Annotated in this window: 12 protein-coding genes; 5 read left to right on the top strand and 7 right to left on the bottom strand. The window is 70.9% G+C overall.

All coding sequences use genetic code 11. The features are described from left to right. The first annotated feature begins 246 nt into the window (after nucleotides 1–246). Genes ACTWQF_RS01825 through fxsT form a run of 3 tightly spaced genes read left to right on the top strand, consistent with a single transcriptional unit; the run spans nucleotide 247 to nucleotide 5049 of the window. Nucleotides 247–609 (top strand): hypothetical protein, encoded by a 363-nt coding sequence (locus tag ACTWQF_RS01825; RefSeq protein WP_443276392.1) that lies wholly within the window; start codon nucleotides 247–249, stop codon nucleotides 607–609. Further along, nucleotides 596–1969, top strand: a complete 1374-nt coding sequence (locus tag ACTWQF_RS01820; protein ID WP_443276391.1) for an aKG-HExxH-type peptide beta-hydroxylase — start codon at nucleotides 596–598, stop codon at nucleotides 1967–1969. The genes ACTWQF_RS01825 and ACTWQF_RS01820 overlap by 14 nt, the downstream gene beginning before the upstream one ends. A 59-nt stretch (nucleotides 1970–2028) precedes the next feature. Beyond that, complete coding sequence (fxsT, locus tag ACTWQF_RS01815) at nucleotides 2029–5049, top strand: FxSxx-COOH system tetratricopeptide repeat protein (RefSeq protein WP_443276390.1); 3021 nt, start codon at nucleotides 2029–2031, stop codon at nucleotides 5047–5049. A 92-nt stretch (nucleotides 5050–5141) separates the two neighbouring features. Here the strand turns inward: fxsT and ACTWQF_RS01810 are convergent, their stop codons facing one another. The 4 genes from ACTWQF_RS01810 to ACTWQF_RS01795 form a co-directional block, all read right to left on the bottom strand. Then, a complete protein-coding gene (locus ACTWQF_RS01810; protein ID WP_443276388.1) occupies nucleotides 5142–9017 on the bottom strand; it encodes a multifunctional oxoglutarate decarboxylase/oxoglutarate dehydrogenase thiamine pyrophosphate-binding subunit/dihydrolipoyllysine-residue succinyltransferase subunit in 3876 nt (1291 codons plus the stop codon). A gap of 224 nt (nucleotides 9018–9241) precedes the next feature. Next, nucleotides 9242–10471 carry an ATP-binding protein gene (locus ACTWQF_RS01805; protein ID WP_443276386.1) on the bottom strand — a complete coding sequence of 410 codons (1230 nt, stop codon included), beginning with the start codon at nucleotides 10469–10471 and terminating at the stop codon, nucleotides 9242–9244. 21 nt (nucleotides 10472–10492) lie between these two features. Beyond that, nucleotides 10493–11290, bottom strand: a complete 798-nt coding sequence (locus ACTWQF_RS01800) for a response regulator transcription factor (protein ID WP_443245169.1) — start codon at nucleotides 11288–11290, stop codon at nucleotides 10493–10495. 69 nt (nucleotides 11291–11359) lie between these two features. Then, nucleotides 11360–12073, bottom strand: a complete 714-nt coding sequence (locus ACTWQF_RS01795) for a spermidine synthase (protein WP_443276384.1) — start codon at nucleotides 12071–12073, stop codon at nucleotides 11360–11362. A gap of 133 nt (nucleotides 12074–12206) precedes the next feature. Here ACTWQF_RS01795 and lon point away from each other — a divergent pair, with 133 nt between their 5' ends. Then, the gene (gene lon / locus ACTWQF_RS01790) at nucleotides 12207–14666 is read left to right on the top strand and encodes an endopeptidase La (protein ID WP_443276382.1); all 2460 of its coding nucleotides are present in this window, start codon (nucleotides 12207–12209) and stop codon (nucleotides 14664–14666) included. Between the two features lie 195 nt (nucleotides 14667–14861). Here the strand turns inward: lon and ACTWQF_RS01785 are convergent, their stop codons facing one another. Beyond that, nucleotides 14862–15815, bottom strand: a complete 954-nt coding sequence (locus ACTWQF_RS01785) for a lysozyme (protein ID WP_443276381.1) — start codon at nucleotides 15813–15815, stop codon at nucleotides 14862–14864. A 237-nt stretch (nucleotides 15816–16052) separates the two neighbouring features. On the opposite strand from ACTWQF_RS01785, the gene ACTWQF_RS01780 reads away from it, so the two are divergent. After that, nucleotides 16053–16622 (top strand): MarR family winged helix-turn-helix transcriptional regulator, encoded by a 570-nt coding sequence (locus ACTWQF_RS01780; RefSeq protein WP_443276379.1) that lies wholly within the window; start codon nucleotides 16053–16055, stop codon nucleotides 16620–16622. A 21-nt stretch (nucleotides 16623–16643) separates the two neighbouring features. Here ACTWQF_RS01780 and ACTWQF_RS01775 read toward each other — a convergent pair whose 3' ends face one another. Continuing rightward, the gene (locus tag ACTWQF_RS01775; protein WP_443276377.1) at nucleotides 16644–17276 is read right to left on the bottom strand and encodes a roadblock/LC7 domain-containing protein; all 633 of its coding nucleotides are present in this window, start codon (nucleotides 17274–17276) and stop codon (nucleotides 16644–16646) included. Continuing rightward, entirely contained in the window at nucleotides 17277–19961 is a 2685-nt protein-coding gene (locus ACTWQF_RS01770; protein ID WP_443276375.1) for a sensor histidine kinase, read from the bottom strand. Nucleotides 19962–20363 lie beyond the last annotated feature (402 nt).

The following is a 20363-nucleotide window of genomic DNA, read 5'->3' as shown; positions in this document are numbered from 1 at the left end:
AGGGGATGGACCGGCACGGTGCGCGAAAACGGACCGGCGCGGTCAGCGGGGTCGAACGGACGCGGTGAACGGGGGAGAAGGGACGCGGTGAACGGGGGGAGGGACCGATGCCGCGTGCAGGGGAAGGCGAGGACCGGCCGAATGCGGTGGCATGGCGATTCGAGCGTGTTTCCGGATACCTGCCCCGGGAAAGAGACATCATCCGTGTTACCGCCCCCCGGGTGGGGTCCTAGGGAGGAGAAGAGCGTGCCGAAGCGGACCGAGGGCGCGTCCCGCAGCCCGGGCCGTGGGCCCGACGCCGCACCGCCGACGCCCCTGCCCGATCTGACGGGTGTGACCCTGCGCGCGCTCCGGACCTGCGATGATCCCGCCGTAACCGCCGCTGTGGAGAGTGCGCTGCGCGCTCCCGAGGAGCTGTCCCGGGTGTGGCGCTCGTCCGGCACCAACGGCGGTGGAGGCAAGCTGCGGCGCTCCGGCGTCGCGCAGGCGAACAGCGCCCGGGCAGCCGGGAAACGGGGCGTGATCCGGTCAACCTTCGGCTCGGTCCACGGCACCTCCGGCCCGCCTCCGGGCACGGGAGACAGCGTGGGCCGCCATGAACCCCTTTGAGATACCGGGTCCCCAGCTGCGCCGGATGGGGGAGACGCGGCCGGTACCGGGAGAGGTCGCCGCGCTGCACGGCTGGCTGCACAGCAGACGCCTCGTCCTGCTCAAGACGCTGCTGACCCGAGCCGAGCGCGCCCAACTGCCCGCTGCGGCGGCCCGCGCGCTGCGTGAGCACTGGGCGTTGCTGGAGGACGCCGAACTCCACGACCCCGCCGCTGCGCGCGGCGCCCTCGGCTACCCGGCAGCGGGCAACTGGCTGGCGCACGCGCTCGCCGCGCCGTCCGGCGACGGCTTCGTGGCGGCGCTGGCGGGGCTCGGCCCGCTCGCCGCCACCGTCGCCACCGCCGCCGGCTGCGACTTCCGCCTCGACCTGACGGCACAGGACCAACGCCTCACGCTCCCGGGCCTGGGCTCGTACCGGACCGGCGCGCAGCGGGTGCGCATGGTGGCGACGGGGGACACGGTCACTTTCCTCCCGCAGGGCGGACGGCCGACCTCCCTCCTGCGCGACGCTTTACGCGGCCCGCAGGCACCGGCGCCGGCACCGCCGCCAACGCCCTGGCGCCCTCTCAGCCCGCTCCCCGGCGCCCCCGCCGTCCTCGACGACCAGGACCCGCACCTCGCCCAGGAGACGGGCCGCGCAGGGCTGGCGGGGCTGCTGCCCGCCGGCGTGACGGCCCCGGACGAGGCGTGCGAGTGGCGGGAGCTGTGGGCACGCGCACTGGACCTGCTGCACGAAGCCGACCCCGAGCGGGCCGCCGAGGTGGCGACGCTCGTCCGTGCCGTCGTGCCGGTCCTGTGGAAGCCCGACGGGCGTGCCAGCGCCACCCGGCTGGCGGCGCCCTGGGCAGTGCTGACGACCCTTCCGGAGACGCCGGAGGAGATGGCCGAGGTCCTCGTCCACGAGGTGCAGCACAGCAAGCTCGCGGTGCTCGGCGGCGTCGTACAGCTCAACCACGAGTCCGCGGAGGCCGTCTACCGCGTCGGCTGGCGCAGCGACCCCAGGCCGTTGGGCGCCGTGGTGCAGGGCACGTACGCGCATCTGGCCCTCGCCGATCTGTGGGGCAGGTTCGCCCGCCGGGCCTCCGCAACGCCCGCGGAGCGTGCTGCCGCCCGGCGCCGTGCCGCCGACTACGGGGCCCAGGTCGACCACGCTCTTTTCCTCCTTCTGGGCTCTGGCCAACTGACCCGGGAGGGCACAGAGTTCGTGGAGGGCATGCGCCACCGTTACGAGCGGCTGAGCTCCCCGGGCGGGCGGGCCGTTGCCGGGTACGCGGACAACGCGGACAACGCAGCCGACACAGCCGACGCAGGGAACACGGAGAACGCAGCCGACAGGCTCACAAACGGTCACTTTGGGTAATCTCGCCGTACACGTCGCCCGCGGGCGGCGACGGCTGCTGGACGAGGGAGAACGCAAGCATGGTCGCTCAGCGGGAACCGGCTCAGGGCGGGGCGCCCGGAGGGGAGTCCGAGCACTTCGTAGTGGTCTTTCCCGGCTATCACCGGAGCTGGGGCAACTGGATCGCACACCGGCTGGAGAGCCATGGGCATCGCACCACGCTCCAGCGCTGGGATCCGGACCGCGAGCAGCCGCTGGAGGAGGCGCTCGGTGACCTCCAGCTCGCTTCGGGACGCGTTCTGCTGGTCATCAGCGATGTGTTCCTCCAGCTCGGTCCGCGCACCGAGGCCGACTGGAACGCCGTGCTGCGCGGCTACGTCGCCGAGCACGCCGAGCGGTTCGCAGCCGTCAACCTCACCAACCGCGAACTGCTCCCCGCAACCGCGGTGCTGGAGCCCGTCAACCTGTGGGGCGTCGGCGAGGAGGAGGCCGAGCGGCGGCTGCTGAACCGGCTCGGACTGCGGCCCCGCCGCGTCCCCGTACCGCAGCCCGGCCACGCCAGCCGCTACCCCAACGACCCGCCCGCCGTCTGGGGCGAGGTGCCCCGCCGCAACGCCCGCTTCACCGGCCGCGACGTCATTCTCGGCGACCTCCAGCAGCGGCTGATGGACGCCGAGCACGGCGCCGCCGTCTGCACCCTGGTCGGCACGGCGGGCATCGGCAAGACCCAGATCGCGTCGGAGTACGCGCACCGCTTCGCACCCGACTACGACGTGGTCTGGTGGGTCAACTGCGACCAGCGCAACACCCAGCGCGACACCTTCAGCTCGCTCGCGGCCGAGATCGGTCTCGACAGCTCCGGCGAGGTCGGCGAGCGGGTGCGTGCCGTACGAGAGGCGCTGCGCAGGAACGAGCCCTCCGGGCGGTGGCTGTTGATCTTCGACGGCTGGGAGGAGCCTGAGGACGCCGCCGCCTACCTTCCGCAGGGCGGCAGCGGGCATGTGCTGATCACCTCGCGCAACAAGAGCTGGCGCTCCATCACCGACATCAGGCAGATCAGCGCCTTCCGCCGCCCCGAGTCCACCGGCTATCTGATGCGCCGTGCCCCGCACATCACCGTCGAGCAGGCCGACCAGGTGGCCGGCGAGTTCCAGGACCTGCCGCTCCAGCTGGCGCAGGCCGCGTCCTGGCTGGGCGAGGAAGGCATGGAGGTCCCCGAGTATCTGCGCATGGTGCGCGGAGTGGGCCTCACCCGGCTGGAGTCCAACACCATGCCGGACGACTACCCGTACTCTTCGCTGACCTCCTGGTCGATGCTGCTCAACAAGCTGCGCAAGTCCGAGCCGCGTGCCGTGGAACTGCTCTCCCTGTGCGCGGTCTTCGCGCCCGGCCGGATCCCGCTGGGCCTCGCCCGGGGAATCCCCGCCGTCGAGCTGCCCGACAATCTGCGCTGGCTCAGCAGCGACCGCTCCGGCTGGACCCGCGCGCTCGACTCCCTCGTCAACTACTCGGTGCTCACCCGCGAGGCCCGCACCCCCTCGACGGGCGACGGCGACCAGAGCGACTCGGTGCACATGCACCAGGTCGTCCACAGCGTCATCAGCGAGCTCACCCAGGGCCGGCAGAACGACGTCTACCGCGACACGGTGCACCGGCTGCTGGTCGAGGCCGACCCGGGCACTCCGAACGACAGCCGCCAGTGGGGCCGGTACGCCGAGATGCTGCCCCATCTGCTCGCCTCGGCGGCGCCCGCCAGCAAGGAGCGCCGCGTCCAGGAGATGCTGCTCAACTGCCTGCGCTACTGCTACGCCAGCGGTGAGTACTCCCTCGGCGCCGAGCTCGCCGAGAGCGTCCGCGCCGGCTGGGAGACCTTCCTGGACGCCACCGCGGACCAGCTGCTGGTCCTCACCACCCTTCAGGGCAACCTGCTGCGGGGCGGCGGACGCTTCCGCGAGGCGCAGGCCCTGGACAGCGCCAGGCTGGGGCGGCTGCGTGACCTGCCGCCGGCCGACGGTGCCCATGAGGAACACGTCATGGATGCCACCAGCTGCCTCGCCTCCGACCTGCGGCTGCTCGGCCAGTACGACGAGGCGCTGCAGCTGCAGAAGCAGGTTGTGGAGGTCTCCCGTCGGCTGTACGGCCCGGAGGAGTGGACGAGCCTGCTGGCCCAGCACAATCTCGCCGTCGGCCTGCGGCTGCTGGGCCGCTACGAGGACGCCTACGAAACGGATCTGGACACCCTCCGCAAACGCGAACAGGTGCTGCGCGCCCGGCACCCCAACACCCTGGCCTCCGGCAACGCCTGCGCCCGCGACCTACGGCTGATGGGCCGCTATCAGGAGGCGCTGGCCCGCCAGGAACTCGGCATGCGGCTGCATCTGCAAGTGCTCGGCTCCCAGCATCCGCAGACCCTCATGGCCCGGCACAATCTGTTGCTGTGCCAGCGCAGGGCGGGCACCCCGCGGCAGGACCTCGCCACTGCCATGGCCATCCTGCTGGAACAGCACGAGCAGGTGCACAGCCGTACCCACTACTCCACGCTGTCGCTGCTGACCGACTACGGCAACTTCCTGCGCGAGCACGGCGATCTGGCGCAGTCCCGCGAGCTGCTGACCGAGGCGGAGGACGCCTTCCGCGCACTGCTGGGCCCGGCACACCCGGTGCCCACCGCGATGCAGTCCAACGCCGGACTGGTGCTCCAGGCGGAGGGCGAACGCGACGGCGCGCTCAACATGTTCGAGCAGGCGCTGGCCGGTCTCACCACACTGCTGGGCGCCGACCACCCCGCCACGCTCGGCTGCGCCCTGAACACCAGCGGCGGCCGCAACTTCAGCGAGGCCCTGGAGGACGCCTACGAGCTGAGCCGCGACACCCTGGAACGCTGTCGGCGGGTGCTGGGCGAGGACCATCCCCTCACCCTGTCGTGCATGGTGGCCCACTCCGGCGATCTGCGCTCCCTGCGGCGCCGCGAGGAGGCCCGCGCGCTGGAGAGCGAGGCCCTGGAGCGGTTCACCCGCTCGCTGGGCGCCCAGCACCACCACACCCTCTCGGCCCGCCAGCGCACCCGCCCGTACTGGGACTACGAGCCGTACTTGGGCTGAGCCCCCGCGCACACGGCCGAGGCTCCGCCCACGGCCGAGGGCCCCCGCCGCATCGCGCGGCGGGGGCCCTCAGCTTCGTACGGCAGGACCGCTCAGATCTCGAAGACCTCCTTGACGAGCTGCGCCTGCTCCTCCGCGTGCCGCTTGCCCGAGCCCACGGCGGGCGAGGACGAGGACGGCCGGGAGACGCGACGCAGCCGGTCCGTGTTCGGGACGGGCTCCGAGCCGATGATCAGGTCGAGGTGGTCGACCAGGTTCAGGGCGATGAACGGCCATGCACCCTGGTTGGCCGGCTCCTCCTGCGCCCACACGTACTTCTCGGCGTTGGCGAAGCGCGCCATCTCGGTCTGGATCTCCTTGCCGGGCAGCGGGTAGAGCCGCTCCAGCCGGATGATCGCCGTGTCGGTCAGCCCGCGCTTGGCCCGCTCGGCGTCCAGGTCGTAGTAGACCTTGCCGGAGCAGAAGACGACCTTGCGGACGTTGGCCGGGTCGATCTGGCCGCTGTCCACCAGCGTGTCACCGATCACCGGACGGAAGCCGCCGCTGGTGAACTCCTCCGTCTTGGAGGCCGCCGCCTTCATCCGCAGCATCGACTTCGGGGTGAAGACGACCAGCGGCTTGTGGTGCGGGTTGTGCACCTGCCAGCGCAGCAGATGGAAGTAGCTGGAGGGCAGCGACGGCATGGCGACCGTCATGCTGTTCTGCGCGCACAGCTGGAGGAACCGCTCGATGCGGGCCGAGGAGTGGTCCGGGCCCTGGCCCTCGTAGCCGTGCGGCAGCAGCAGGGTGACACCAGAGGTCTGGTTCCACTTCTGCTCGGCCGAGGAGATGAACTCGTCGATGACCGTCTGCGCGCCGTTCATGAAGTCACCGAACTGCGCCTCCCACATCACCAGCGCCTCGGGCCGGGCCAGCGAGTAGCCGTACTCGAAGCCCATCGCCGCGTACTCGCTCAGCAGCGAGTCGTAGACGTTGTAGCGGGCCTGGTCGTCGGAGAGGTACAGCAGCGGCGTGTAGTCGTCACCGGTGTTCTGGTCGAGCAGCACCGCGTGCCGCTGGCCGAACGTGCCGCGCCGCGAGTCCTGGCCCGCCAGCCGGACCGGGGTGCCCTCCATCAGCAGCGAGCCGATGGCCAGCGTCTCGCCCATGCCCCAGTCGATCGTGTCGTCCTCGACCATCTGCGCTCGGCGCTGGAGCTGCGGCGTCAGACGGGGGTGGACGGAGATCCGCTCGGGGATGTTGACCTGCGACTCGGCGATCCGCTTGACGACCTCCTGGCTGATGGCCGTCGCCACATGCACCGGGAATTCGGCCTGCGGCGCGGGGACCTCGGCCGGGGCCGGTGCCGACGTGGCGTCCCGCACCTCGGTGAAGACCTTCTCCAGCTGCCCCTGGAAGTCCTGGAGCGCCTGCTCGGCCTCCTCCAGCGTGATGTCGCCCCTGCCGATCAGCGACTCGGTGTAGAGCTTGCGCACCGAGCGCTTGCGGTCGATCAGCTCGTACATCAGCGGCTGGGTGAACTTCGGGTTGTCGGTCTCGTTGTGACCGCGGCGCCGGTAGCAGATCAGGTCGATGACCACGTCCTTGTTGAACGCCTGCCGGTACTCGAAGGCCAGCCGCGCCACCCGGACCACGGCCTCCGGGTCGTCGCCGTTCACATGGAAGATCGGCGCCTCGACCATCCGGGCCACGTCCGTCGAGTACATCGACGAGCGCGCCGACTCAGGGGCCGCGGTGAAGCCGACCTGGTTGTTGATGACGACGTGGATGGTGCCGCCGGTGCGGTAGCCGCGCAGCTGCGACATGTTGAGCGTCTCGGCCACCACGCCCTGGCCCGCGAAGGCCGCGTCACCGTGCAGCGCGATCGGCAGCACCGTGAAGTCCGTGCCGCCCTTGCCGATGATGTCCTGCTTGGCGCGTGCCACGCCCTCCAGGACCGGGTCGACGGCCTCCAGGTGGGAGGGGTTGGCGGTGAGCGAGACCTTGATCTGCTCGCCGTCCAGCCCTGTGAAGACGCCCTCGGCACCCAGGTGGTACTTCACGTCGCCGGAGCCGTGCATCGACTTCGGGTCGAGGTTGCCCTCGAACTCCCGGAAGATCTGCGCGTACGGCTTGCCCACGATGTTCGCCAGCACGTTCAGCCGGCCGCGGTGTGCCATGCCGATGACGGCCTCGTCCAGCCGCGACTCGGCAGCCGCGTCGATGACCGCGTCCAGCAGCGGGATGACGGACTCGCCGCCCTCCAGCGAGAACCGCTTCTGGCCGACGTACTTGGTCTGCAGGAACGTCTCGAACGCCTCGGCGGCGTTGAGCCGGCGCAGGATGCGCAGCTGCTCCTCGCGCTCCGGCTTGACGTGCTGGAGCTCGACCCGGTCCTGGATCCACTTGCGCTGCTTGGGGTCCTGGATGTGCATGTACTCGATGCCGGTGGTGCGGCAGTACGAGTCACGCAGCACGCCCAGGATGTCGCGCAGCTTCATCATGGACTTGCCGGCGAAGCCGCCGACCGCGAACTCCCGCTCCAGGTCCCACAGGGTGAGCCCGTGCTCGGTGATGTCCAGGTCGGGGTGCTTGCGCTGCTTGTACTCCAGCGGGTCGGTGTCGGCCATGATGTGGCCGCGCACCCGGTAGGAGTGGATCAGGTCGAAGACGCGCGCCGCCTTGGTGACGTCGTCGTCGTGCGAGGCGTCGATGTCCTGCATCCAGCGCACCGGCTCGTACGGGATGCGCAGCGCCTTGAAGATCTCGTCGTAGAAGTTGTTCTCGCCCAGCAGCAGGTTGGCCACCAGCCGCAGGAACTCGCCCGACGCCGCGCCCTGGATCACGCGGTGGTCGTAGGTGCTGGTCAGCGTCATCACCTTGGAGACGCCGAGCCGGTTGAGAGTGTCCTGGGAGGTGCCCTGGAACTCCGCCGGGTACTCCATCGCGCCGACGCCCATGATCAGGCCCTGGCCCGGCATCAGCCGCGGCACGGAGTGGACGGTGCCGATACCGCCGGGGTTGGTCAGCGAGCAGGTGACGCCGGAGAAGTCCTCCATCGTCAGCTTGTTGTTCCGGGCCCGGCGGACGATGTCCTCGTACGCCTGCCAGAACTCGAAGAAGGTCAGCGTCTCGGCCTTCTTGATGCCCGCGACGACCAGCTGGCGCTCGCCGTTGGGCTTCACCAGGTCGATCGCCAGGCCCAGGTTCACATGGTCCGGCTTGACCAGGGTGGGCTTGCCGTCCTTCTCCGTGAAGGAGTGGTTCATCGACGGCATGGCCTTCAGCGCCTGCACCATGGCGTAGCCGATCAGGTGCGTGAAGGAGACCTTGCCGCCGCGGGCGCGCTTGAGGTGGTTGTTGATGACGATGCGGTTGTCGAACAGCAGCTTCACCGGGACCGCGCGCACGGACGTGGCCGTGGGCAGCTCCAGCGAGGCGTTCATGTTCTTCGCCACGGCCGCTGAGGGACCGCGCAGCGCCACGTACTCCGGGCCCTCGGCGGCCTCGGCGGCGGGCGCCGCCTTGGCTGCCGGAGCCTTGGCACCGCCGGCCTGAGCGGGCTGCTGCGCCGCGGGCTTGGCGGGCGCTGCCTGCTTCGGCTGGGCCTGCTGCGGCTGCCCCGGTCCGGCGGGCTCCGCCTTCGCCGGGGCCGGAGCGCTCGGCTGGGCGGGCTGCTGCGGGGCAGCCTGCCCGGCGGCGGGCGCGGCCGGGGCTTGGGCCGGTGCGGCCTTCGCGGGCGCCGGGGCGTTGTCCCGTGGCGTGCCCGCGCCGTCCGGCGCCGTGCTTCCGTCGGTGGACTCCGGCTGATAGTCAGCGAAGAAGTCCCACCAGGCTCGGTCTACCGAGTTCGGATCCTGGAGGTACTGCTGGTAGATCTCGTCGACGAGCCACTCGTTCGGCCCGAACGAATGGCCAGGGTCCTTGCCCTGCCCGTCCTTCGGTTCCGTAGTGGTGCTCGATGAGCTGTTGGGGGACTGTGACGACACGGCGGCAACCGCCCTCTTCCGCTTCCTTAGGTGGTGGACAGCGGAAATAAAGGCTACGCCTCTCCGGACGATTGGTGGAGTCCGGGCCGCTCTTGGTCACGTACATCACATCGCAGCAGCGGTTTCGGGGCATTATTTGGCGGGAATCACTGACGGTTTTGCCCCGATGCCGGAACCGGGCAGCCCTCATTTCGCGTCCGCGGGCTCTCACCTGCGAGGGTACGTCAACCCTGGGCGTCACCCGTGCCCGGAAGAGTGAGCTGTATGCGACAGCCGCGAGGTGATTCGGCCACCCTGATCCGGCCCCCGTGCAGCTCCACCGCCCACCGGGCTATGGCCAGCCCCAGACCGGTGCCGCCGCCCGGGCTGATCCCGCCCCTGCGGCCCGTGACCGACTCGGTGCTGTGCGTGCCGCTGAACCGGTCGAAGACCCGCTCCCGCTCCGACTCGGGGATGCCGGGGCCCTCGTCCAGCACCTCGACCTCCAGGCTGCCGTCGTCGCCGGCGCCGGCGCCGGCGGCAGCCCCCGGGCCCGGCCTGGCCTTGACCGTGACGCGGCCGTGCTGCGGGCTGTGCTTGACGGCGTTGTCTATCAGGTTGGCCACCACCTGGTGCAGCCGCTCGGGGTCCGCGTAGGCCATCAGCTCGGGTGGTGAGACATCCAGGTGGAGGTGGACGTCCTTGCGGGAGTGGCCCGAGCCCTTGCTCATGTTGGCCTCCTTCAGCACGCCCGCCAGATACGGCCACACCTCGAAGCTCCGCGAGCGCAGCGGGACCACACCGTTGTCCAGCCGGGAGAGGTCCAGCAGATGGTCCACGAGCCGGCCCAGCCGCTCGGTCTGCGACAGGGCCGTGCGCATCGTCTCCGGGTCGGCCTCCGAGACGCCGTCCACGACGTTCTCCAGCACCGCACGCAGCGCCGCGATGGGGGTGCGCAGCTCGTGCGAGACGTTTGCCACCAGCTCCTTGCGGTGCTGGTCGACGGCCTCCAGATCGGCCGCCATCCGGTTGAAGTTCGCGGCCAGCTCGCCGAACTCGTCCCGCCGCTCACCGCGCACCCGTCGGGAGTAGTCGCCGTTGGCCATCGCCTTGGCCGCGTCGGTCATCTCGTCCAGCGGCGCCGTCAGCGACTGCGCCACGAACTGGGTGATCAGCAGCGAGGCGACGATGGAGATGATCGTGATGACGCGCAGTTCGGTCGCCGACTGCATGGCGAACAGCGCCAGCAGCGTAGTGATCACCACGGAGACGATCACCAGCGCGCCCAGCGCCGCCTTGACCGACCGGTAGGGGTCGACCGGCCGCAGACCCTCCCACAGCCGCTCCCACGCCTGGGCGCCGTGCCGGACGGCGGCCCGCTTGCAGCGGGCCGGCGCACGGTTCAGGAGGCGGGCCAGGGAGCGCGCGAGAGAGCGCGTACGGGCCGTCAGGAAGAAGGACACGGAAACGGACATCTCGCTCCGTCCCCTCCGCCGTCAGGAGCTCTCCGTCGCGGCGCCCGTCACGGGCGCCGCAGCGCCACCGTCCGGGCCCGGGGTCTCGAGGGCGTATCCGACACCGTGCACGGTGCGGATGCGCTCCGCGCCGATCTTGCGTCGTAGGGCCTTGATGTGGCTGTCGACGGTGCGGGTTCCGGACGCGTCGGCCCAGTCCCACACCTCGGCCAGCAGCTGCTCGCGCGAGAGCACCGCGCGGGGCGAGTGCGCCAGGCACACCAGCAGATCGAACTCGGTGGGGGTCAGATGCACATCCTCACCCGTGACCCGCACCCGCCGCTGCGCGTGATCGATCTCCAGCTCCCCGAGCCGGAGTATGCCGCTGCGCGGCGTGTGCGCGGCCAGCGTCGCGCGCTCCACCCTGCGCAGCAGTACATGCACCCGCGCCGCGACTTCCCGCATGGAGAACGGCTTGGTCATGTAGTCGTCGGCGCCCACACCGAGGCCGACCAGCATGTCCGTCTCGTCGTCCCGCGCCGTCAGCATCAGCACCGGCACCGGGCGCTGGGCCTGTACCCGGCGGCAGACCTCCAGGCCGTCGAAGCCGGGCAGCATCACATCCAGCACCAGCAGGTCCGGCTGCCACGCCTCGGCGGTGTCCACTGCAGCGGGCCCGTCGCCCGCCGTCTGCACCTGGAAGCCCTCGGCCCGCAGCCGTCGCGCGATGGCGTCGACGATGGTGGGGTCGTCCTCCACGACGAGGATGCGACGCTGGGCGCCCGGGGTGGTCGCGGCAGCAGCGCCGCCAGGTGTCTGAGTGGTGTTCTTCTGGTCCATACGACCCCGCCCCTGTGGCTCTTCCGGCTTTCCTGGGACAGCAGCGTAAGGGCCTGCTGACGGCTTCGGCTACGCCGGTCGTGCTGCGAAGTGGACCACGTCGGGGACGCCTCGGGCGACCGGGATCTCATCGGTCCTAACGCGGCAGAATCCCGCATTACGCAGACATCCCTCGAATGTCGGTGACGGTTGCGCCGACCACACGGCCAGTACTCCGCCCGGCGCGAGGGCCGCCCGGCAGGCGGTCAGCCCGGCGGGGGAGTAGAGGGAGGCGTTGTCGTCGGTGACCGTCCAGTCCGGGCCGTTGTCGATGTCCAGACACATGGCGTCGAAGCGTCGCCCCGCGGCTGCCGACTCGTGCACGTACGCCACCAGGTCGGCCTCCACCAGCTTCGTACGGGCGTCGGCCAGGGCCTGGCCGGAGATCGCGGAGAGCGGCCCCGTGCGGTGCCAGTCGAGGATCGCGGGTTCCCGCTCGACGACGCTGATCCGGCCCCAGCGCGGCTCGCCCGCCGCCTCGGCCAGCGAGAAACCGACCCCCAGTCCGCCGATGAGCAACCGCGGTCCGGCCCTCCCGGCGAGCTCGTCCAGCGCCGCACGCACCAGCAGCCGCTCCGAGCGTCCGTCGGAGGTGTCCATCAGGAAGCACCCGTTGGCGATGATCTCGTAGTGCGCTCCCCGCTGCCGCAGCACCACCTCGCCGTACGGACCGTCCCGCCGCTCCACGGTGACCGGCGCCGACTCCTGGGCCGCTGAGATCGCAGCACTGGCTGACTTCGACATGGGGGAAGGGTAGGACGATCGCCGTCGATCCTCGATCGCTGACAGCGAACAGATCTCCCGGAAGCAGGGGAACATACGCAGCCTCAAAAGCATTGAGTGGGTATTACTCAACTTGCCTGCCTAGGGAGAGATCATGGCTGCTGAGTCCCCGGAGTCCACACCGCTCACCCTGCCTGTGCTGCCCATCGACGCCGAGGACGGCGTGGTGCTGCCGGGAATGGTGGTGCCGCTGGATCTCTCGGACAGCGACGTGAGGGCCGCCGTCGATGCCGCGAAGTCCGCGGCCTCGGACGCGCCGGACGGTGCGAAGCCCCGGGTCCTGCTGGTCCCGCGGGTTGAGGGCAACTACGCCGAGATCGGCGTCGAGGGCCGGGTGGAGCAGATCGGACGCCTCGCCGACGGCGACCCCGGCGCACTCATCCGAGGTCTGCGCCGGATCCGCGTCGGCACCGGGACGACAGGGCCCGGAGCCGCACTGTGGGTGGAAGGCACGCCGGTCACCGAAACCGTGCCCGACCCTTCCCCGTCCTCCGGCCCAGGAGGCGCCCCCAAGCCCGGCCAGGTCGCCGAGCTCATGAGGGAGTACAAGGCCCTCATCACCGACTGGCTGCGCAAGCGCGGCGCCTGGCAGGTCGTGGACCGGGTGCAGCAGATCGACGACGTCGGCCAGCTCGCCGACAACGCCGGCTACTCCCCGTTCCTGTCCACCGAGCAGAAGCTGAAGCTGCTGGAGACCACCGAACCCGTCGAGCGGCTGAGGATCGCCACGGCCGCACTGCGCGAGCACCTGGCCGAGCAGGACGTGGCCGAGTCCATCGCCAAGGACGTCCAGGAGGGCGTCGACAAGCAGCAGCGCGAGTTCCTGCTGCGCCGCCAGCTCGACGCGGTCCGCAAGGAACTGGCCGAGCTGAACGGCGACCCCGAGGACGAGAGCGAGGACTACCGGGCCCGCGTCGAGGCCGCCGACCTGCCCGAGGAGGTCAAGAAGGCCGCCCTCAAGGAGGTCGACAAGCTGGAACGCTCCAGCGACCAGTCGCCGGAGGGCAGCTGGATCCGCACCTGGCTCGACACCGTCCTGGAGATGCCCTGGAACGAGCGCACCGAGGACGCCTACGACATCTCCGGCGCGCAGGCCGTCCTGGACGCCGACCATGCCGGGCTGCAGGACGTCAAGGCGCGCATCACCGAGTACCTGGCTGTCCGCAAGCGGCGCGCCGAGCGCGGCCTCGGCGTCGTCGGCGGGCGGCGCGGAGGGGCGGTGCTGGCGCTGACCGGGCCCCCCGGGGTGGGGAAGACCTCGCTCGGCGAAAGCGTCGCCCGCGCGATGGGCCGTAAGTTCGTCCGGGTCGCGCTCGGCGGCGTCCGGGACGAGGCGGAGATCCGCGGCCACCGGCGTACCTACGTCGGCGCCCAGCCCGGCCGTATCGTCCGTGCCATCAAGGAAGCCGGTTCGATGAACCCGGTCGTGCTGCTGGACGAGGTCGACAAGGTCGGCTCCGACTTCCGCGGCGACCCGGCAGCGGCGTTGCTGGAGGTGCTGGACCCGGCGCAGAACCACACCTTCCGGGACCACTACCTGGAGGTCGAGCTCGACCTGTCGGACGTCGTCTTCCTGGCCACCGCCAACGTCCTGGAGGCAATCCCGCAGCCGCTGCTCGACCGGATGGAGGTCGTCGAGCTCGACGGGTACACCGAGCACGAGAAGATCACCATCGCCCGGGACCACCTGCTGCCCCGTCAGCTGGAGCGGGCCGGCCTGGAGAGCGGCGAGGTCACCTTCGAGGAGGCGGCACTGCGCAAGCTCGCCGCCGAGTACACCCGCGAGGCGGGCGTCCGTTCCCTGGAGCGGTCGGTCCAGCGGGTGTTGCGCAAGGTCGCCGCCAAGCACCAGCTGGGCGAGGCCGAGTTGCCCTACACCGTCGGGGTGGACGTGCTGCGTGAGCTGATCGGCCGTCCGCGGCACACCCCGGAGGCCACACAGGATCCGGCGGAGCGGCGTACGGCGGTGCCGGGCGTGGCTACTGGTCTCGCCGTCACCGGTTCGGGGGGTGACGTTCTCTTCGTGGAGGCGTCGCTCGCCGACCCCGAGACGGGCGCCTCCGGGCTCACCCTGACCGGCCAGCTCGGCGACGTGATGAAGGAGTCCGCGCACATCGCCCTCTCCTACCTGCGCTCGCGCGGCGCGGAACTGGAACTGCCGGTCGGCGATCTGAAGGAGCGCGGCATCCATCTGCACGTACCCGCGGGTGCCGTGCCCAAGGACGGACCCAGCGCCGGCATCACCATGACGACGGCCCTGGCCTCGCTGCTCAGCGGCCGTCAGGTGCGGCCCGAGGTGGCGATGACCGGTGAGGTCTCACTGACAGGGCGGGTGCTGCCCATCGGCGGCGTCAAGCAGAAGCTCCTGGCGGCGCACCGCGCCGGGGTGACCACGGTGATCATCCCGAAGCGGAACGAGCCCGACCTGGACGATGTCCCCGCGGAGGTGCTGGACGACCTCGACGTCCACCCCGTCTCCGACGTCCGCCAGGTCCTGGAGCTGGCCCTGACGCCCGCGCAGACCCCGGCCCGGGAGACGCCGGTCGCGGCGTGACGGACGCGACCGGCAACAGAGTGGCCCCCACCGCAGGGTGGGGGCCACTCACATGTGAGGGGTTCGCAGCCGTGCTCACCGACCAGGAGATGCGGGCTCAGCCGCCGTTGGCCAGAACCTTCAGCCGGTCCATCGCGCCGTTGCTGTGTTGTGTGGGGGCAACCCCCACGCCCCCGGCCGGGGGTGGTTGCGGGGTCAGCCGCCGTTGGCCAGAACCTTCAGCCGGTCCATCGCGCCGTTGAAGTAGTTGTGGTCGCCCACGGTCGGGCCGGTGGAGGTGTACTGCCAGAAGGTCCAGAAGCCCCAGCCGGCCGGGAGGGTGCCCGGCGAGGAGGCGTAGCGCGCGATCCAGAGCGGGTTCGAGTTCCCGAAAGCACCGCTGTTGCCGGTGCACTGGGTCCACCAGCTCGTGGTGGTGTAGATGACCGCGTCGCGTCCGGTCTTCGCCTTGTAGGTGCTGGTGAAGTCCTTGATCCAGTTCACCATCGCGCTCTTGCTCAGGCCGTAGCAGGTCGCACCGTAGGGGTTGTACTCGATGTCGAGCACGCCCGGCAGGGTCTTGCCGTCCTTGCTCCAGCCACCGCCGTTGTTGACGAAGTAGTTGGCCTGGGTGGCCCCGCTGGAGGAGTTGGGCAGCGCGAAGTGGTAGGCGCCCCTGATCATGCCGACGTTGTAGGAGCCGTTGTACTGCTGGGCGAAGTAGGGGTTCTTGTAGCTGGTCCCCTCGGTCGCCTTGGAGTAGGCGAAGCGGACCCCGCTGTTCCAGAGGGTCGACCACGCCACGTTGCCCTGGTGGCTGCTGACGTCCACGCCGTGGACGGTTGCGAGCAGGCCCGCCCGCTTCTTGTCGGGCGGGGTACCGTCGGTCGAGTCCGCTTCGTGCATCCGGACACCAGCGCCCATCCACGCTTCCCCTGGCTTGCCGGGTTCCTTGGGGTTGCCGCGCAGGCCCTCCGTGCCCTTGGCCGAATCCGTGGACTTACCGGACGCGGCGGACGTGGCCGACTTTGTACGGCTGTCCCCGTTGTCGGGAACTGCCGATGCCGCGCCCGGAAGTGCCAGGACGAGCGCGAGAAGAGAGACGAACATCCCGACGACAGCCGCGATTCCGCGTCTGTGCCGGGCCGTACCGGATCTGAAGCTGGGCATCTCTGCCTCCGGAGCCTCGATGGTGGGGGTCTGGTACGTGCGTAGTATTTACTGGTGTGGGGGGTTTTGCTCTGCGACGCGCGGAGTGGCTACACGCCAATGGTGTGCCCATGTCAGGGCGAACGTACGCGCGTAGACCGGCCACGCGGAAGATGCCCTGCCGTCTGCCGTTGGTCTACTCCTGCGAAATACTGACGGAGCTGGGACTATCGGGCTGGGCTGGGGATAAGTTTCTTCATGGAAAACGCCGGAGACACCACTGACGTGCACAAGAACTCCACGGACTCCACGGACGCTGCGAACGCCGCGGGCTCCCCGAACGCCGCGGAATCCCCTGATGTTGTGGACGCTGCGGACCCCGCCGAGCCCTTCGGCCCCGAATGCCTTGACGTGGAACGCGAGTTGGCCGTCTTCCTGCGCCGTGCCCGCGCCTCGTCCGGCGAGATGGCCCGGCAGGTCCACCCCGATCTGGAACCCGCGGCCTACGGGCTGCTGGTGCGCCTGGAGGACGCGGGCGAGCAGCGGGCGACCGAACTGGCCGCCTACTTCGGCGTCGGCAAGGCGACGATAAGCCGTCAGCTGCACGCACTGGTCCAGCTCGGCCTGGTGGACCGGCGGCCCGATCCCGCGGACCGCCGTGCCTCGCTGGTACGCCTCACAGCGGAGGGCCGCGAACGGTTCACGCGGGTACGGGACGCGCGCCGTCTGTCGTACGCGCGCAAATTGGCCGCCTGGGACCGCCGGGAGATCGCCGAGCTGGCCCGCCTCCTCCACCGCCTCAACTCGCTGGCCGACCAGGACGAGTGAGCCGGGCAGTCGGCCCCTCTCCTACCGGCCGACGACCGCCTCCGCACCGACCTTCACGCCCACCGCCCCGCGTAGTTCGTTCCGCAGCTCGGGCGTCAGCACATGGCCCGCCCGCCCCACGAAGAGGCCCATCTGATAGCCGACCGCCCCCATGTCGCAATCGGCCGCGGCGTGCACTCCCAGCAGTGAGCCGTCCCCGATGGCCATGACGAGCAGCGCACCCTCGTCCATGGACACCATGGTCTGCTTCACCGCGCCGCCCTCCATCAGGCCGGCGGCGGCGACCGTCAGCGCGGCCACCCCGGAGACGAGCGTGGCCAGGTCGCCACTGGAACCCCTGGGCCCCTTGGGGCCGCGCCCCCAGTGACCGCCGCGCCGCCGCCGTACGGGCATTCCGCCCCGTACGGCGCCCGAAGTCTCGGGAACCGCGGCTTCCTCGATCCGCGGCGGCGTCGCAACTGCCCCCGCAGCGGCCAGTGCGGAAGACCCGTGCTCGGCCCCCAGCGCGGGATCGGACGCGAGCAGCATCAGACCGTCGGACGAGACGACGGCCACGGACCGGATGCCCGGCACCTCTTCGACCAGTTTGTCGAGAAGCCACCGGAGATTACGTGCCTCCGGAGTGCCGGACGTACCTGTGGTGAGCGGGTTCACTTACGAGCCTCCTGTGGCAGTACCACCGTCAACCTGCGCCCCCGCTCGCTCTTCCGTATGGTCGGTGTCCTCGGTCTGCTGCTCAGCCCGTGATGGCTGCCCGGGCTGCTGGTCCTGCTGATCCTGTTGGTCCTGCTTGTCCTGGTGGTTCTGGTGGTTCTGTTCGGTCTCGGTGGCCGTGTGGCCGGGTTCACCCACCGCGGTGTACGCCATGGAGTCCCGCAGGCCCTCCCGGGTGCCCTGCTGGAATCCGTCGAGCCTGCGCCGCAGTTCCTCCGGGGTGGCGCCGCCCTTGCGGGGACGCGGTGCGGTCGGCTCACGCGGCGTCTCCCTGCGGATCCGCTGAGGCAGACCCGGATGCGTGACGGACCCTGGTGGCTCCGCCGGGTCCCCCTGCTCCGCCGACCGGTCCGCTCCCGCCGCCCCCTCGGGCTCCTCTGCCCGGGTGGGGGCCTGGTCATCGGTCCGGGAGTGCTCGTCCTCGGCACGGGAGTGGTCGCTCCCATCCGGAGGGAGACTGCTCTCGTCGACCCCGTCGGACGGCTGTGCGCTCCCGGCTCCGTCGGACAGCCCTGCGTGGGCGACCCCGTCGAGCACCAGCACGTGCGGGACGGTCACGTCGGCCACGGTGCCGCCGCCCTCCCGCTCGCGCAGCCGCACCCGTATGCCGTGCCGTGCCGAGAGCCGGGCGACCACGTTTGTGCCCAGCCCCCAGGGACCACTCGCGCCCTCCGTCACCTGCGGCTCGCCCAGGCGCGAATTGAGCTCGGCGAGCTGCGGACCGGGCATGCCCTCGCCATCGTCCTCCACGGACACCAGGGCCTCGCCGCTCTCCAGCAGCCGCGCGCTCAGGCGTACCCCGGTCTCGGCGGGGGAGAAGGCGGCGGCGTTGTCGAGAAGTTCGGCGACCAAGTGGCTCAGATCGTCGGCGGCGGAACCGTCGACCCGCACCTCCGGCGGCAGCGTCCCCAACTCGACGCGTTCGTACTGGGCTATCTCGCTGACGGCGGCACGCAGTACGTCCAGCAGCGGTGCCGGGGCGGCGGTTGCGGACGGCACACTGCGCTCGGGGCGCTCCGTGCCCGCCAGCAGCAGCAGGTTTTCGCTGTGCCGCCGCATCCGGGTCGCCAGATGATCCAGCTTGAAGAGAGTGTCGAGCCGGTCGGGGTCGGCCTCCTTCTCCTCCAGCCCCTCGATGATGCCGAGCTGCCGCTCGACCAGCGTGAGCGTGCGGCTGCCCAGATCAGCGAAGGCGCTGTGGTCCGCCGTCGCGGTGGCCTCGCCGACGTGCGCACCGGCGCTCCCGCCCGCACTCCCGCCCGCACCCGCACTCAGGCCCGCGTACGCATCCGCACCACTGCCCTGCGGCGTCGGCGACGTCAACTGCTCGCGCGCCGCCTCGAGCTCGGACTGCAGTGCCGCGAAGTCCTCGCTCAGCAGTAGGTGCTTCTCGGTCAGCTGTGCCTTCTCGACCGCCAGCTGGTCCTGCTCCCGCTCCGCACAGGAGGACCGGCGCCGCAGCTCGGCGGCGGTGGCACACAGCGTGTTGAGCGCTCTCACCACATCGGCGAACTCGTCGTTCCTGCCGCGGAAGGTGATCGGCTCCTCGCCCGCCGGGTCCTTGGCGAGCCGCTGCGAACCGCGTTTGAGCACCGACAGCGGACGGGTGAGCGACCGCGCCATGGCGACGCTGACGGCGACGGCGATCAGCAGAGAGCCGCCCACCAGCCCGGCCCGCAGTTGCAGCGCCGTCACATCGTCGTCCCGCAGCCTCTCGAGCCGCTTGACTTCCGCCACCGCGAACGACGACTGCACCCCGCGCATATGGGCCAGCCGCGCCGAGACGGAGCTGTCGAACCGCTCACGGTCCAGAGCCCGGGCGCCGCCCGTGAGGTGGTTGCGCGAGGTGACGGCCGTCAGATAGCGCTCGGCGACGTTGACGTCCGTGCCGTTGACGGTCGTGCTGTAGCTCTCCCGGGCCTTGGCGTCGGCCGTCTCCTCGAAGTCCGCGAGCGCTGCCTGCTCCCGTAGGCGAGCCTGCCCCGCCGCGGTGACCAGCGGCCGCTGGGAACCCTGTCCCGCCAGCGCCGCCTCCAGCAGGCCGCGGGTGGCCGATGCCTGATCGACGGCGCGTGACAGGTCGGGGAGCGCCGCCGCGGTGCGGTTCTCCGCCCGCGCGGGCAGGCCGTCGGCGATGCCACGGGTGAGCTGACGGAGCGTCTGGATGACCTCGGAGTAGGACTCGTAGGAGTCCAGCGGGCCGGCCTTGCCGTTCATGGCGCGCTGCCGGACGGCGGGCAGCTTCTTGACGGCCTTGGCGACGGCGTCGGGGGAGGCGGACGGAGCGGCAGCCCCGGACCCGGACGGCGCCGAGGACGCGGCCTCGCGCAGCTCGCGGGCCTGCCGGTCGACCCGGTTGCGCTGGGCTTCGCTGACGCCCGTCCCGCGCTTGCCGCTGCGGCCCGCAGCGATGTACTCGACCATGCTGTCGCGCTCGTCCGCGACGGAGTGGGACAGTGCGATGGCCTGCTGGTCGAGCCGGGCGAGGTCGACGAGATCCTGCGCGTCGGCGGCATCCCGGGAGCCCGCGACAAGGGTGGGTGCTCCCGCCGCCACAACCGCCACGGCACACACCGCGACGGACAGCAGCAGCCTGTTGCGTACCCGCGCACGCCTACGTCCCACAGGGGTGGCCGGCTCCGCGTCCGTGGAGGCAGTGGCGCCGGGGCCGGTCGCCGTGGCCTGGGGAACGTCCGCTCTGTGACGTTGCTTCTTCCGCACCCGCACTCGCAATCTCGTCCCGCCTCTCCCGGAGGGCCCGGGCGGCACAGTCCAACGTGTGTGGCGAGAGGGTGGCCCCGCCCCCGCGCCGGCACCCTCTGCGACCTTCGGTTCCCAGCTACCTCTCCGGGCCTCGGGCCGCGCGGTGCTCCGCAGCGGTGTCCCCACACTCGACGACCGACCTTGGCAGTGCGCTCCTGAGGCGGGTGAGGATCCCCTGCTGGGCCACCCGAAGGAGTGAACATCACTCCTCGGCAACGGAACAACTCGGCCTGAGCCGGGCGCTGTCCGCTTCCCGGGCACTGG

The organism is Streptomyces sp. 8N114, from assembly GCF_052245835.1.
In the GTDB taxonomy this organism is placed as follows: Bacteria; Actinomycetota; Actinomycetes; order Streptomycetales; family Streptomycetaceae; genus Streptomyces.
The sequence above is the reverse complement of the archived record's forward strand: the minus strand, read 5'-3'. Positions and strand labels throughout refer to the sequence as shown.